Genomic DNA, 13,868 nt, shown 5'->3' with positions numbered 1-13,868 from the left:
GTGCACGGCGAACCGCCGATCGGTCCGATTGACCGACCCCGGCCCGGTGATCTTGGCGATCAACTCCGTCCGCTCGACCCGCACCCCACCAACCTAGGCGCTCCCCGACCCGTTCGCCGGTGGTCGGCGCACCGCACGCCCTCCTGCGTGGTCAGGCCAGCAGGTCCTCGATCCTGATCGGGATGTGGCGGACCCGGATCCCGGTGGCGTTGAAGATCGCGTTGGCGACCGCCGCGGCCATGCCCACCGTGCCGATTTCACCGAGGCCCCGCGCACCGATGTCGTTGTGCAATGTGTCCGGGTACTCGACGAAGTGCACGTCGATGTCCGGGATGTCGGCGTTGACCGGGATGAGGTAGCCCGCGAGATCGGCGTTGGCGAACCGGCCACTGGACTCCACCTCGAAGCCCTCGTGCAGCGCCGCCGACACGCCCCAGATCATGCCGCCCTTGAGCTGGCTGCGCGCCGCCTGGTCGTTGATGACCCGGCCGCCGTCGAAGACCCCGAGCATCCGCGACACCCGCGCCTCGCGCGTCAGGCGGTGCACCCGGACCTCGACGAACTGCGCACCGAACGAGCTGAACGAGTGCTTCGTCATCTCCTCGCCGGGCGCCGACGAGCCGACCGCCGTGAGGCTCGGCCGTCCGACCGCGCGCAGCACCTCGCCGAAGGTCATCGTCCGGCCATCACCGGGGACACCGCCGTGGACGCGGCCATCGGCGTAGGTGACCTCCTCCCCGGCGAACGGGGCGCCCGGAGCCGAGGCCAGCGCGAGCAGCTCGTCGATGACCTTCGCCGCACCCGCCATGATCGCCGTGCCCGCGCTGGCCGTAGCGGTGGAGCCCCCGGACATGCCGCCGGGTGGCAGCGCCGAGTCGCCGAGCCGGGGCGTGATCCGCTCGGGGGCGATGTCCAGTGATTCGGCCCCCACCAGGGAAAGCACGGTCAGCAGGCCGGTTCCCGGGTCCGCGCCACTGGTCTGGACATCCGCCGTGTCGTCCGCGTTGAGCGTGATCCCGACCGACGCGGGGAACCGCAGGGCGGGGAACATCGCCACGGCCGTCCCCATGCCGACGAGCCAGTCGCCGTCGGCGCGTCCGCGCGGCGAGCGCTCCGCCCATCCGAAACGCTCCGCGCCGATGCGGAAGCACTCGTCCAGGTGCTTGCTCGACCACTGCAGGTCCTTGCCGGGCGGTGCGAGCGAGTTGTTCCGCTGCCGCAGCTCGATCGGGTCCATCCCGAGTGCCTCGGCCAGTTCGTCCATCGCGCTCTCCAGCGCGAAGGAGCCAGGCGCTTCCCCCGGCGCCCGCATGAACGTGGGCGGCGGGAGGTGCAGCGGCACGACCTTCTGGCTGATCGCCAGGTTCGGCGTGGCGTACCATTCACGGGACGTGCCGTGCGAAGTCGGCTCGATGAACGAGCGCTCGATGTCCGTGCTGCTCCACGAGTCGTGCCGCAGCGCGACGAGCGTGCCGTCCCGCTCCGCGCCCAGCGTGATCCGCTGCACCGTCGCCGCCCGGCCCGCCGTCGCGGTGAACACCTGCTCCCGGGTCAGCGACGCCTTCACCGGCCTGCCGAGCGCCCGCGACGCGGCGGCCGCCAGGAAGGCCGGGGCCGAGGTCCTGGCCTTGCCACCGAACGCCCCGCCCACGAAGGGATTCACCGCGCGCACCGCCGCCGGGTCCAGCTCCAGCGCCGTGGCCAGCTCCACGGCCTGCAGATTGGCCCCCTGGTTTCCACTGTAGACAGTGAGCCGGCCCGACTCCCACACCGCGACGGCTGAATGCGGCTCCATCGGTGTGTGGTGCTGCGGCGCCGTGCTGTAGGTCGCGTCGACGACCACGGGACTGGCCGCCAGGGCGTCCTCGATCGACTCGACGCCGTCCGCGAGCACGGCGATCTCCGGCGGGGTGTCCACGTGAGCGGGGACCGCGGCTTCGGCGGTGGCGAGCCCGTCGGGAAGCGACGTCAGCGCGGGGAGCTGCCGGTAACCGACCTCGACGAGCATGGCGGCGTCCCGCGCCTGCTCGAAGGTCTCCGCCACGACGAACCCGATCGGCTGGCCGACGTAGACGACTTTCTTGCTGCGCAGAGGAACCCAGGTCTCGCCGAACGACGGCGACATCGCCGCGTTCATCACCAGCGGGTCGAACGGCGTGTACACCCCGAGCACGCCCGGGGCGCTTTTCACCGCGGTGACGTCCATGCTCTCGATCTCGCCGTGCGCGATGGTGCTGACCACGACATAGCCGTAAACCATGTCCGGGAAGTTGTGGTCCACCCCGTATTTCGCGCTACCGGTGACCTTCAGCGGCGCGTCCAGCCGTGCGGGCATCAGCGGCTCCCCTCGGTGACTTCGAGCAGGGCGCGGACGATCGTCCGCGGCAGCAAGGACAGTTTGAAACCGTTGTCCGCCAACGGCTTCGCACCTTCGGTGGCGATCGACGCCGCCTCGGTGAAAGACTCCTCCGTCACGGGCTTCCCGCGCAGTGCCGCCTCGACGGCCTCCAGGCGCCAGGGCACGGTGGCCACCCCGCCGACCGCCACCCTGGCGTCGGCGACGAGCCCGTCCCGCACGTCCACCGCGACCGCGGCCGAGCAGAGCGCGAACTCGTACGACTGGCGGTCGCGCACCTTCACGTACGTCGAGCGCGCGGCCCAGTCCAGCCGTGGCACGACGACCTCGGTGATCAGCTCGCCGGGGCGCAGATCGTGCTCGACCTCGGGCGTTTCGCCGGGAAGGCGGTAGAAGTCGGTCAGCTTGATGGTGCGCTCGCCCTCGGGCCCGGCGAGCCGCAGTTCGGCATCGAGCGCGACGAGGGCCACCGCCAGGTCACTGGCGTGCGTGGCGACGCACGCGTCGCTCGTGCCGAGCACGGCGTGCATCCGGTTCGCGCCGGAGATCGCGGGGCAGCCACTGCCCGGATCGCGCCGGTTGCACGGCATGGTCACGTCCCGGAAGTACGTGCACCGCGTGCGCTGCAGGAGATTGCCGCCGATGCTGGCCATGGTGCGGATCTGCTGGGAGGCGCTGAGCAGCAGGGCGCGGGAGATCACCGGGTACACGCCGGGATGCGCGGCGATGTCGGCCATCCGCTCGAGCGCGCCGATCCGCAGCCCGTCCGCGGTGTCGATTCCGTGCAGCGGTAGCCCGTTGATGTCGAGCACGCGCTGCGGCGTCAGCACGTCCAGCTTCATGAGGTCGACGAGTGTGGTGCCGCCGGCCAGGAAGGTGCCGGACTCCTCCAGCGCGTCGGCGACGGTCGCCGGGGCGGTCAGCTCAAAGGGCCGCATGGGCGCTCCTCGCCTGCTCGACCGCCTTGACGATGTTCGGGTACGCCGAGCAGCGGCAGAGGTTGCCCGACATGAACTCCCGGACGTCCTCGACGTTCTGCTCGACGGCGGCCACCGCGGACATGATCTGCCCCGGCGTGCAGAACCCGCACTGCAGCGCGTCCTGGTCGGCGAAGGCCTGCTGCACGGGGTGCAGCTCGTCCGCTGTGGACAGTCCTTCCACGGTGGTCACCGGCTTGGTCACGGTGGCGGCCAGCGTGAGGCACGACAGCACGGGCTTGCCGCCGACGTGCACCGTGCACGCGCCGCACTGGCCGCGGTCACAGCCCTTCTTGGGCCCGGTGACCCCGAGTCGCTCGCGCAGCGCGTCGAGCAGCGTCACCCCGGGGTCGACGCTCAGGTGTTCGGTTCGCCCGTTCACTTCGAGTGAGATGTCCACTGATCTCTTTCCCTGACGGCATGGGTTGCGGTGGGAGCCGGCCCTGGGCGGGCCGCTCGGGCCGGGAGACTGAAGCGGATACTAATCCGCTAGCGCTGGGATCGACGTTAGCGGATTACAATCCGCTTCGCAACGAACGGTACCCCCGGAGCTACTCCAGGTCAGCGGACTAACATGGTAAGGGCGAGGAGGGACGATGACGGTGGGTTCGGCGGGCTCGCTCAGCCCACGGCGTGCCGACACCCGGCGCAACCACGAACGCATCCTCGCCGTCGCGGCGGAGAATCTCAGCGCGTCGGGCGAGGTGTCGTTCAACGCGATCGCGAAGCTGGCCGGGGTCGGCGTGGGCACGGTGTACCGGCACTTCCCCACCCCGGCGGACCTCATCCTGGCCGTCTACGAGCGCGAGGTGCGGCACCTGGTGGACGTCGTGCCGGAACTGCTGGAGCGCGGCGACCCGGCCGAGGCCTTCCGGACCTGGGCGACGGACCACCTGGCGCCGTACATGATGACCAAGTGCGGCCTGGCGAAGGCGCTGGCCGCGGTGACGGCGCAGCGAGGGACGCTGCCCGCCAGTGCCGTCCAGGCCATTCACGGCGCGATGGACGCACTGCTGCGAGCGAACGCCGAAGCGGGCTTGGTGCGGCCAGGACTGCACGCCGACACGGTGATGCGCAGCCTCCTGGGCTTGTTCTACCTCGACCCGGACGGCGACTGGCAGCGCCAGACGGCCGAGCTGGTCGACCTGGTGTGGCGGGGCATTCGCGCCGCCTGACGCGGCGCGCCGCTGGCAGGATGGCGCCGTGCAGCATCTCGGTCTCGTTTCCGTCGTCGTGCACGACTACGACGAAGCAATCGCCTTCTACACCGAGGTCCTCGGGTTCACCCTCATCGAGGACACCACGCTCGACGAGAACAAGAGATGGGTGGTGGTCGCCCCGCCCGGAGCCGATGAGACCGGCATCCTTCTCGCGCGCGCCAGCACTCCGGCACAAGCCCGACGGGTCGGCGACCAGACCGGCGGACGGGTGTTCCTGTTCCTGTGCACCGATGATCTTCCCCGCGACTACCGGCGCTTGCGCGAGGCCGGTGTGCGATTCACCGAACAACCTCGCCAGGAGACCTACGGCGAAGTGGTCGTCTTCGAAGACCTCTACGGCAATCGCTGGGACCTGATCCAACCGCGAGGGTCAGGTCGCCTTACGTCGGCGCGGTCCTGAACGGTCCCGCTCGGTAGTGTCGCCCGCATGGCTTGCAGGATCACCGAACTCGTCATCGACTGTGCCGACCCGCAACGGCTGGCGGACTTCTGGTGCGCAGTCCTCGGCTACGTCGAACTCGGCTGGGACGGCGAGGACCTGGAGATCGGCCCGCCGGGAACCGGTTTCGGCGGGCCGCAGCCCACGCTGGTGCTCAGCCGCAGCACCGAGCCGAAGCGCGGGAAACTGCCGCTGCACCTCGACGTGAGCCCCACCGACCGCGATCAGGACGCGGAACTGGAGCGGCTGCTCGCCGCGGGGGCGCGCAAGATCGACATCGGCCAGACCGGCACCGAAACGTGGCATGTGCTGGCCGACCCAGAGGGGAACGAATTCTGCCTGCTCCGGCGCCGGGTCAAGGCCGCGGAGAACTGACGGGCGATCCTTCTGCGCTTGTGTCCCACTCTCCGGCGCTTGAGTTCCACCCTCCGGCGCTTGTGTCCCACTCTCCGGCGCTTGAGTTCCGCGCTCCGGCGCTTGAGTTCCACGCTCGGTCTGGGTAGGAGCCCTCAGGCCACCGGACCATTGCCGGGACCCCGGCGTCCTTTCCCGTGAGGGGCCCCTCACAGCCGTTTCGACCGTGAGGGGCCCCTTACCGGACTTTTCCGCAGCCCTGCCGGGCATCGTCATGCGTGGTGGTGCTCGTGCGCCGCCTGGCCGCCGTGGTCGTGGTGGTCGTGGTGCTCGTGGCCGTCGTGGTCGTGGTGCTCGTGCTCGGCATTGCCCGCGTGCTCGTGCCCACCGTGCTCGTGCCCACCGTGCCCGCCGTGGTCGTGGCCTGCCATGGCGTCGGGGGATCCGCCCATCATGCGCAGCATGTCCCGGCCGCCGCTGCGGAAGAACCTCACGAGCAGGACCGCGGCGAGGATCAGGAAGGCGATGTTCAGCCAGGTCGTGTAGTTCCACGAGATCCCCTCGGCCATCACCATCGCGGAGCGCTGCCCCGGGATCAGGCCGGTCGCGCCGAAGAGCAACTCGACGAGGTATCCGGCGCCGACCATCGCCGCGTAGAACGTGCCCAGCAGCGCCAGGGTCATCCGGGTGCCGTAGTACTTCCGGTAGATGTTGAGGATCGGCAGGATGAGCAGGTCGGCGAAGATGAACGCGACCACGCCACCGAAACTGATCCCGCCGTTCCACAGCACCGCGGCCAGCGGGACGTTGCCGATCGAGCAGACGAACGACAGGATCGCCACGAGCGGCCCGACGACCGGTCCCCACAGCGCGGAGACGACCGGGTGGTCGGTGAAGAAGAACGCGCGCCAGAACGATTCCGGAACCCACGCCCCGATCGCCCCGGCGATGAGCAGGCCGATCACCAGGTCCCGCACGATGGCCGCCCATTCCATGACGAACACGTGCGACACCGACGTGAACCCGCGCGGCGAGAACAGGCGCCGCCAGAACGAGCCCTCGCCCGCCACGGACATGTCCATCGCGGCGTGGCCCTCCATCGACCCGGCCAGACCGCGCTCGGCCTGCTCGCGCGCCTTCTCGATCAGGCGCTTACGGACGAAGATCCGGAACAGCAGGGCGAGCAGCACGATCATGATCGGACCGCCGACGAACTCGGCCGCGGTGAACTGCCAGCCCATCAGCAGCGCCATGATGATGCCCAGTTCCACCACGAGGTTGGTGGAGCCGATCTCGAACGCCATCGCGGCGGTGAAGTTCGCGCCCTTGCGGAACAGCGAGCGGGCCAACGCCACCGCGGCGTAGGAGCACGACGACGAGGCGGCACCCAGCAACGACGCCACCGCGAGCGTGCGCGGCCGGTCGTCACCCATCAACCGGACGATCGTGGACTTGCGCACCACCGCCTGCACCACCGCGGACAGCAGGAACCCGAGGATCAGCGCCCACAGGATCTCCCAGGTCATCGATCCGGCCAGCGCCAGCGCGTGCCCTATCGCACCCATCTCCACCACTCTCCCTGATACCCGTAGGGGGTATGCCCGTGGATGAATGTAACCCCCGTGACCACGATCGTCACTGTGATCCACACGACAGGCCGCCGAGGTGGGCGCGCCTTCTCGTGACCGGCCTTGACCACCACCGGCACTGGCGGGTCACCGCGCTGGTCAAGACCGGCGGCCGGCACCGGGCAGTTCCCGGTCCACGATCCGGGTGAGGACGTGTTGCTGGCCGAAGGTCCAGACGTTGCTGACCAGAAAGTACAACAGCAGTCCGATCGGCACGGGGAAGAATGAGCCCGAGACCAGCATGCCTGCCGGGGCCAGGTACATCATCGCCCTGCTGACCCGCGCGGCTTGCGGGTTCGCCGCGGTCTGCCGCGGAAGGTTCGCGCGCATCGACAGGAATGTGGCCAGGGCGGCGACCAGCATCAGCGGCACGCCGACTGCGATCATGTGAGCGTGGTCGGTGCCGTAGGCGGCCAGTTCGGAGCCCGGCTGCGAGAGCCAACTGCCGAGCCTCGCGCCGAACAGGTCGGCGTTCAGGAAGGACCGGATGGCGCCGCGGTCGAACACCCCGTCCGCCTGGGCGGCCGGGGTGAAACCGCGCAGCACCCAGTACAGCGACAAGAACACCGGAAGCTGGATCACCATCGGCAGGCACCCCGCGAACGGGCTGGAGTCGTTGTCGGCATGCAGTTTCTGGATCTCCTGCGCCATGCGCCGGCGATCCTTGCCGTACCGCTCCCTGATCTTCTGCATCTGCGGAGCGAGCGCCTGTGTGCGCCGGCCGGCCCGCAGCGCGCCCAGCGCGGGCCTGAGGAGCGCCAGGCGCAGCGTCAAGACGAGGAACACGATGGCGAGCGCCCACACCACGCCCGTGTCCGGATTCAACAGCGTGCCGAAAACCTTGTGCCAGAACCAGAGGATGACCGAAACCGGGTACAGGAAAAAGTCGAACACGAAAAGTCACTCCGTCGCTTGAAGATGGACAGGCTGGAGCGACTGCCTTACTCAGGACAAGGAAGGATCAGGCAGCCGCGCTGCCCGCTGACGGAGCTCGTGACCGGGTGCGACCGGGAGCGTCGGGATCACGCAGACGCAGGAACAACTGCGCGCGTTCCCGCAGGCTGATCGTCCGCACCCGCATCACGGCCGCGGTGGGTTCGACCCGGATGTGCACAGTGATCGCGAGGACGGCGACCGCCAAGGATACGGTCAGCGCGGTGGCGAGGCCCAATGGATTGAGGCCGCCAACCAGGGGAAGCGCGACGAACAACGTCGGCAGAAACAGCGCGAGCGCCAGAAGGAAGCGCATGCCGACGCCGAGGTTGCTCCGCTCCACGGCCACGACTCTACGGGATATCCGCCGACCCTGCCGCTGAATCCGGGCAACCAGCGGCGCCTCGCACGGCGGGTCGTTGCCACGGAGCACGTGGCCCGGCTCGGTGAATTCCGGCATTTCGCCCGGCACCTGGGCATCCGCGCGAGACGATCTTCCCGTTGTCGCCGACAGTGATGTCCCGCCAGGACCATGCCCGAAGATCCCCTCGAACTCGTCGCGCCGTCGGCGAGCCGCACGGTACCCGTGGTCGAATCGCTTCAGGCCACGCAACCCTCACGGCGGTCAGCGGGAGCGCAGCCAATCGCGGTAGTGGGTCGGGGCGAGCCACGCCCCCGCGGAGGCGGTGAGCACATCCCCCTCCACAGCGGAAAACAGGCCCGCAGCGTCATCGGTGACGACCTTGCGGCTGTCCCCCGTGGCCTCGATCGTGATGCGGCCCAACTCGTCGAGCGGGAAGATCTCGGGTCCCGCGATCTCCCGGGTGCCCCGGAGCGGGGCTCCTTCAGCGGTCTCGGCGACTGCCGCGGCGACCTCCGCGGAACTGATCGGCTGGATCGGCGTGGACGGCAGGCGCACGACGTCGCCGTCGGTCGTGAGGTCCAGCACCGTCGGGACGAACTCCATGAACTGGGTGGCTCGCACGATCGAGTAGGGAACCGGCCCCGCCTTGACCAGGTCCTCCTGCAGCGTCTTCGCCCGGTAGTAGGCGACGCCGGGCACCCGGTCGACGCCGACGATGGACAGCACGACCACGTGCCGCACGCCCGCCTTCCCCGCGGCGGCGAGCAGGTTGGTGACCGAGGTGCGGAAGAAGTCGACCGAGGCCTCGTCGAAGGTCGGCGAGTTCGTCACGTCCACCACCACCGTGGCGCCGCTGACCGCGTCGTCGAGCCCGGCCCCGGTGAGCAGGTCCACCCCGGTCGCACGGGAATGCCCGGTGGCCTCGTGCCCCGCCTCGGTGAGTCTCCGGACGACCTGCCCGCCGATGAGGCCGGTGCCGATGACCGCGATCTTCATGGGATGCCCTCTCCGCCAAACCCGGATTGTTCGTGTCCGAGATAATACTCGGACACTTGTTGTCCGAGTCAAGGGCCATCGTTACCCTGTCGGTGTGAAGCTGTCGGGTGGAGTGGAAACGGCGTTGCACTGCTGCGTGGCGCTGACCGCGGCGGCCGAGCCGGTGCCCGCGGCACGCCTGGCCGAGCTGCACGGCGTCTCACCGACCTACCTGGCCAAGCAGTTGCAGTCGCTGTCCCGGGCCGGACTGGTCCATTCCGTGCAGGGAAAGTCCGGCGGGTACGTACTGACGCGCTCACCCGGGAAAATCACGGTGCTCGACGTGGTGGAGGCCGTCGAGGGAACGCAACCGGCGTTCGTGTGCACGGAGATCCGGCAGCGCGGTCCGATGGCCACGCCGCCCGAGGCCTGCACCGCGCCGTGCGCCATCGCACGCACCATGTACGCCGCCGACAAGGCATGGCGCGCCGCGCTGCGGGAGGTGTCGATCGCCGACCTCGGCCACATGGTGGAAACGGACTACGAGGGCGACGTGCTGGGCCGGGTCGGGAAGTGGTTGGGCACAGCGGAAAGCTGAACGTCCAAAAAGCACGGTGTCGCGGTCGGCCACGCCCGCGGACGGGGTGGGCGATCTACCCGGACGTGGTGGGTGGTGGACGACCTCGCCGGCGGCGAGTGGAGTGCAACAGTTGCCGCCTGCCCATGGGAACACCTTCGCCACCGGATTTTCTCAGTGGGTTTGCCCATTCCCACGCAGCACGTGAGAGGACGGAGAAGAGCAGTTCACGTTCTTCCGCATTTCCGGTGAGCACGCTTTCGACATTGTCGATGACCACCATGGTCCACGCACCGCCACAATCCGGGTCCGATAGCGCGTGAAGTATAGGGTGACCCGTTGATGCCGAACCGGAAACGGCCGCCGGAGTGCCCGCCATCAGCGCCGACTGGCGGTTTTCACGTGCTCACCCGCTCCAGGAAGGCGTGGGGTTCGTGGCCCTTGTAGGCGGTGAGCACCTCGCGCACCGAGCCGCGCATCCGGATCGAGCCTTCGTCCATCAGCACACTTGGCGAGCGCTCGTCTAGTTCGTTCAAAATGCGAATACCCGTTCGAAAAATGCCTGATCGTGTGATGCCATTGACATTGTGCCACGGATAGAATGGTGACGTGACCGTGAACTGGGGGTTTTCCGGGCCCGATCCGGAACTGTACGACCGCATCGCCGAGCTGGACCGGGATGACAAGATCTCGCTGCTGGCCGCGGCCGAAGCGTATTCCAATGCTTATCAGGCGGTGAAACTGGCCGTGATGGCGGCGTTGGGGGATGCGGATTCGGTGGCGAAGGAGGTTGCCCTGGAATTGCATTACGGTGCGCGCCAGGCGGAGGGGCAGGTGTCACTGGCCCGGGATCTGGCGCGGCGGTTGCCTTCGACGTTCGAGGCGATGCGGCGGGGTGCGCTGGATCCGTATCGGGCATCCAAAGTGGCCGATCAAACCTCCGTCCTGACCGATGAGCAGGCAAGGGAAGTCGATGCCCAGGTCGCCGGGAAGGTCACGACTCGGGATGCGACGTCGGTGCGGCGCCTGGTGAACAGGACCGTCGCCCGCGTCGATCCCGATGGGCACGCGCGGCGGTGTGAGGAACGCAAGCGGTCCCGCAAGGTCCAGCTGTGCCACGAGGACGAGGGCATGGCCACCCTGTACGCCTATCTCCCCGCCGAGATCGCCACCACGATCTATACGCGGGTGGATCGGGTAGCGCGGCGACTGCGCAGCAACGGTGAAGAGCGCACCCTGGACGAGCTACGGGCGGATGTGTTCTCGGATCTGTGTCTCGGCATCGCGCGGCCGGTGGAGCCGCCGCGGGCGGAAGTCTTCGTATATCTGGACTTCCTGACCTGGACCGGGCTGCGCAACGAACCCGCCGAACTGGCCGGACACGGACCCATCCCCGCAGGGTTGGCCCGGGAGATCGCTCAGAATGCCACGATCCGGCGGGTCATCACCGACCCGATGACCGGCACCCCCATCGACGTCGGGCGCCACCGCTACCGGCCATCCGCCGCCACCAAGGAGTTGGTCCAGGTGCGAGACCGAGAATGCCGCATACCCGGCTGCCACAGACCAGTTCAGGCCTGCGATCTCGACCACGTCAAACCCTGGGCCCAGGGCGGCGGCACCGACCACGGCAACCTTTGCGGCCTGTGCCGCCGCGACCATCGGTTGAAGGACGAACCTGGCTGGCACCACCGGATGACCGAAACCGGGGTCCTGGAGATCACCACCCCGGCCGGTCGCACCTACCGCAGCCAACCCGAACCCCTCACCACCGCCGCCTGAGCATCTCCGGAACCACAGCTGCCACCGGTCCTCCCCTTCATGGCGGGAACGAACTGGGTAGCCAGGGCTTTCGCGCAGCCTGGACAGAGCATCCGTCAGGCCAAAAAAAGGGGGGCGAGCTGACCGGGCCGACCGAACCGGTCCACCAGTTCGCCGACCACGGCCTCGACCACGGCCTCGACCACGCCGCCTTCATCCCGCTGATGGCGTTGTACCCGACCACCGACGTACCCGCGTTCACGACCTCCCCAAACTCCCTCAGGTCCCTCCGGATCGACTGAGCCGGGGCACCGGCTCCCCCGGGCCTGCTCGGGGGACCGAGACGCGAGTCAGCCCGTCGTCCAGAGACGGAGCTTCTCGGGGTTGCGCACCACCCAGATGCGCTTGATCCGGTCGTCCGCGATGTCGAACGCGTACACGGTCACGGTGACGCCGTCGAGCTGAGCCACCAGACCGGGCTGACCGTTGACCGTGCGCTCCAGGAACGTCATGCTGCCGGGCCTCCGGCGGGCGATTTCGATCCAGGCGTGCGCGATCTGCTCGCCGCCTTCGATGGGGTGCAGGAAGCTCAGGGCGAGGCCGCCGCCGTCCGCGATCGCCGTGGCGCCGGGGTCGAGCAGCCCGATGAGGGCGTCGATGTCCTTGGCTTCCCATGCCTGCTTGAAGTCCCTGACGATACCGGCGCGCTGGGCTGCCGGAGTCACCGAAGTCGCCGGAGGCCGCGAATCGCGAATGCGGCGGCGGGCCGAGGAGGCCAGCTGGCGGCAGGCCGCCGGGGTGCGGCCGACGATCTCCGCCACTTCGGCGAAGGAGTGGCAGAAGACGTCGTGGAGGATGAACGCGACGCGTTCGGCCGGGGTCATCGAGTCGAGCACGACCAGGAAGGCCAGGTTGACCGACTCGTCCAGGGTGACCCGGTCGGCCGGGTCGGCGGTGGCGCCCTGCCGGTCGCTGGTCCACTCCCCCGGTTCGGGTAGCGGCTCGGGGATCCATTCGCCCACGTAGGTCTCCCGTCGGGCCCGGGCCGAGCCGAGCACGTTGAGGCAGATGCGGCTGGCGACCGTCGTCAGCCAGGCGCCGGGGGACTCGATGGCGTCCCGCTGCCGCGGGGACAGGGCGTACCAGCGGGCGTAGGTCTCCTGGACGGCGTCCTCGGCCTCGGTGAGGGTGCCCAGGAGCCGGTAGGCGACGTTGATCAGCTGCCGCCGCTCGCTCATGATCGCGTCCAGGCCCGCATCGGGCCGGGCGCGTCCTGCCCCGGATGGTGTGGTCATGTGCCGACGGCTCCCTCGGTCGCTTCCGCCTTCACCAGTTCGACAGGACAGCGCCCCGGAATGTGAGGCCGGTGCGTCGCCTGACATTCCGGGGGGCTGTCCTGTCGGACTGCCGAGACGAACACATCATCCAGTGAACAGGAAGCCCGGAGACATCATGACCACCTCGATCCCGGCAAGCCCCTTCGCCGACCCGGCATCCGCGCAGCGCCTCGAGCGGGCGGCCACCGCGCTGACCGCACACGGTTTCACCGTGGAAATCCTCGACGACGCCGCCGCGGCGCGTGCCCGCGTCAAAGATCTGATCCCCGAGGGCGCCAGCGTGTTCACCGGGGCCAGCGAGACCCTCCGTCTGTCCGGCATCGATGAGGACATCAACGCCGGCGGTCGGTACCAGGCCGTCAAGCCACGGGCCCTGACCATGGACCGCGCCACTCAGATGGACGAGATCCGGCGGCTGCTCGCCAGTCCCGACGTCGTCGTGGGAAGCGTCGCCGCGGTCACCGAAACCGGCTCCCTCGTGGCCGCCTCGGGCAGCGGAAGCCAGCTACCCAGCTACTCCGGCGGTGCCGCCCGCGCGATCTGGATCGTGGGGGCCCAGAAGGTGGTACCCGACCTGGACACCGCGCTGAGGCGCGTCGAGGACCACTGCCTCCCGCTGGAAAGCGCCCGCACCCGGGAAGCCTACGGGTGGCCCAGCGCCGTCAACCGGCTTCTCATCCTCAACGCGGAACACCAGCCCGGACGCGGCACCGTCCTGCTGCTCCGCGAAGCCATCGGATTCTGAACGCGCACGTTGCGGACCGGGTGAACGGCGGTACCCGAAGCCCGGCTTCGGGTACCGCTGCCCCGTTACACGGTAACGCCCGCGACGAGTGGGGCGATCACCTCAAACATGACGCTCTCAGGGGGGCGAGCGAGTTCCGGTGAAACGGTTGCAGTTCCCGAACCTTCCCCACCGCCGGCCACGAAACCCCGCCCCACCGGAC

At 69.1% G+C, this 13,868-nt stretch carries 14 protein-coding genes; 6 read left to right on the top strand and 8 right to left on the bottom strand.

Annotated features, from left to right (window positions below):
• Positions 1 to 151: 151 nt before the first annotated feature.
• From FNH05_RS17295 to FNH05_RS17285, 3 genes are read right to left on the bottom strand one after another with little or no spacing between them, the layout of a single operon-like run.
• A complete protein-coding gene (locus FNH05_RS17295) occupies positions 152 to 2,335 on the bottom strand; it encodes a xanthine dehydrogenase family protein molybdopterin-binding subunit (RefSeq protein WP_144589621.1) in 2,184 nt (727 codons plus the stop codon).
• Complete coding sequence (locus FNH05_RS17290; protein ID WP_144589619.1) at positions 2,335 to 3,294, bottom strand: FAD binding domain-containing protein; 960 nt, start codon at positions 3,292 to 3,294, stop codon at positions 2,335 to 2,337. The genes FNH05_RS17295 and FNH05_RS17290 overlap by 1 nt, the downstream gene beginning before the upstream one ends.
• Complete coding sequence (locus tag FNH05_RS17285) at positions 3,281 to 3,733, bottom strand: (2Fe-2S)-binding protein (RefSeq protein ID WP_144589617.1); 453 nt, start codon at positions 3,731 to 3,733, stop codon at positions 3,281 to 3,283. Before FNH05_RS17285 ends, FNH05_RS17290 begins: the two co-directional genes overlap by 14 nt.
• Positions 3,734 to 3,929: 196 nt before the next feature.
• Here FNH05_RS17285 and FNH05_RS17280 point away from each other — a divergent pair, with 196 nt between their 5' ends.
• The 3 genes from FNH05_RS17280 to FNH05_RS17270 are packed head-to-tail and all read left to right on the top strand — an operon-like array spanning position 3,930 to position 5,367.
• Positions 3,930 to 4,508 carry a TetR/AcrR family transcriptional regulator gene (locus FNH05_RS17280; RefSeq protein WP_144589615.1) on the top strand — a complete coding sequence of 193 codons (579 nt, stop codon included), beginning with the start codon at positions 3,930 to 3,932 and terminating at the stop codon, positions 4,506 to 4,508.
• A 28-nt stretch (positions 4,509 to 4,536) separates the two neighbouring features.
• Positions 4,537 to 4,953 carry a VOC family protein gene (locus tag FNH05_RS17275; protein WP_144589613.1) on the top strand — a complete coding sequence of 139 codons (417 nt, stop codon included), beginning with the start codon at positions 4,537 to 4,539 and terminating at the stop codon, positions 4,951 to 4,953.
• Between the two features lie 27 nt (positions 4,954 to 4,980).
• Positions 4,981 to 5,367 (top strand): VOC family protein, encoded by a 387-nt coding sequence (locus FNH05_RS17270; protein ID WP_144589611.1) that lies wholly within the window; start codon positions 4,981 to 4,983, stop codon positions 5,365 to 5,367.
• 251 nt (positions 5,368 to 5,618) lie between these two features.
• Here the strand turns inward: FNH05_RS17270 and FNH05_RS17265 are convergent, their stop codons facing one another.
• The 4 genes from FNH05_RS17265 to FNH05_RS17250 all read right to left on the bottom strand — a co-directional run bounded on the left by FNH05_RS17265 (position 5,619) and on the right by FNH05_RS17250 (position 9,267).
• Positions 5,619 to 6,911, bottom strand: a complete 1,293-nt coding sequence (locus FNH05_RS17265; protein WP_246127789.1) for a permease — start codon at positions 6,909 to 6,911, stop codon at positions 5,619 to 5,621.
• 162 nt (positions 6,912 to 7,073) lie between these two features.
• A complete protein-coding gene (gene yidC, locus FNH05_RS17260; RefSeq protein WP_144589609.1) occupies positions 7,074 to 7,868 on the bottom strand; it encodes a membrane protein insertase YidC in 795 nt (264 codons plus the stop codon).
• A gap of 67 nt (positions 7,869 to 7,935) precedes the next feature.
• Positions 7,936 to 8,379 (bottom strand): DUF6412 domain-containing protein, encoded by a 444-nt coding sequence (locus tag FNH05_RS17255; RefSeq protein WP_246127788.1) that lies wholly within the window; start codon positions 8,377 to 8,379, stop codon positions 7,936 to 7,938.
• 153 nt (positions 8,380 to 8,532) lie between these two features.
• Entirely contained in the window at positions 8,533 to 9,267 is a 735-nt protein-coding gene (locus tag FNH05_RS17250; RefSeq protein ID WP_144589607.1) for an SDR family oxidoreductase, read from the bottom strand.
• A 94-nt stretch (positions 9,268 to 9,361) separates the two neighbouring features.
• Here FNH05_RS17250 and FNH05_RS17245 point away from each other — a divergent pair, with 94 nt between their 5' ends.
• Positions 9,362 to 9,844: an RrF2 family transcriptional regulator gene (locus FNH05_RS17245; RefSeq protein WP_144589605.1), complete on the top strand. Its 483-nt coding sequence runs from the start codon at positions 9,362 to 9,364 to the stop codon at positions 9,842 to 9,844.
• Between the two features lie 588 nt (positions 9,845 to 10,432).
• Entirely contained in the window at positions 10,433 to 11,605 is a 1,173-nt protein-coding gene (locus FNH05_RS17240) for an HNH endonuclease signature motif containing protein (protein WP_246127787.1), read from the top strand.
• Between the two features lie 329 nt (positions 11,606 to 11,934).
• Here the strand turns inward: FNH05_RS17240 and sigJ are convergent, their stop codons facing one another.
• Positions 11,935 to 12,879, bottom strand: coding sequence for an RNA polymerase sigma factor SigJ (sigJ, locus tag FNH05_RS17235; protein ID WP_144589603.1), 945 nt, complete (start codon positions 12,877 to 12,879; stop codon positions 11,935 to 11,937).
• Between the two features lie 157 nt (positions 12,880 to 13,036).
• Here sigJ and FNH05_RS17230 point away from each other — a divergent pair, with 157 nt between their 5' ends.
• On the top strand, positions 13,037 to 13,666 hold the full coding sequence (locus tag FNH05_RS17230; RefSeq protein ID WP_144589601.1) for an LUD domain-containing protein: 630 nt from the start codon (positions 13,037 to 13,039) through the stop codon (positions 13,664 to 13,666).
• Positions 13,667 to 13,868 lie beyond the last annotated feature (202 nt).

The sequence above is a fragment of the Amycolatopsis rhizosphaerae genome, assembly GCF_007713715.1.
GTDB classification, from domain to species: Bacteria; Actinomycetota; Actinomycetes; order Mycobacteriales; family Pseudonocardiaceae; genus Amycolatopsis_E; species Amycolatopsis_E rhizosphaerae.
The sequence above is the reverse complement of the archived record's forward strand: the minus strand, read 5'-3'. Positions and strand labels throughout refer to the sequence as shown.

Bases quoted from the DNA above. Each gene is read 5' to 3' on its own strand.
- FNH05_RS17295 (WP_144589621.1), bottom strand. From the start codon at position 2,335: ATGCCCGCACGGCTGGACGCGCCGCTGAAGGTCACCGGTAGCGCGAAA.
- FNH05_RS17290 (WP_144589619.1), bottom strand. From the start codon at position 3,294: ATGCGGCCCTTTGAGCTGACCGCCCCGGCGACCGTCGCCGACGCGCTG.
- FNH05_RS17280 (WP_144589615.1), top strand. From the start codon at position 3,930: ATGACGGTGGGTTCGGCGGGCTCGCTCAGCCCACGGCGTGCCGACACC.
- FNH05_RS17270 (WP_144589611.1), top strand. From the start codon at position 4,981: ATGGCTTGCAGGATCACCGAACTCGTCATCGACTGTGCCGACCCGCAA.
- FNH05_RS17265 (WP_246127789.1), bottom strand. From the start codon at position 6,911: ATGGGTGCGATAGGGCACGCGCTGGCGCTGGCCGGATCGATGACCTGG.
- FNH05_RS17250 (WP_144589607.1), bottom strand. From the start codon at position 9,267: ATGAAGATCGCGGTCATCGGCACCGGCCTCATCGGCGGGCAGGTCGTC.
- sigJ (WP_144589603.1), bottom strand. From the start codon at position 12,879: ATGACCACACCATCCGGGGCAGGACGCGCCCGGCCCGATGCGGGCCTG.
- FNH05_RS17230 (WP_144589601.1), top strand. From the start codon at position 13,037: ATGACCACCTCGATCCCGGCAAGCCCCTTCGCCGACCCGGCATCCGCG.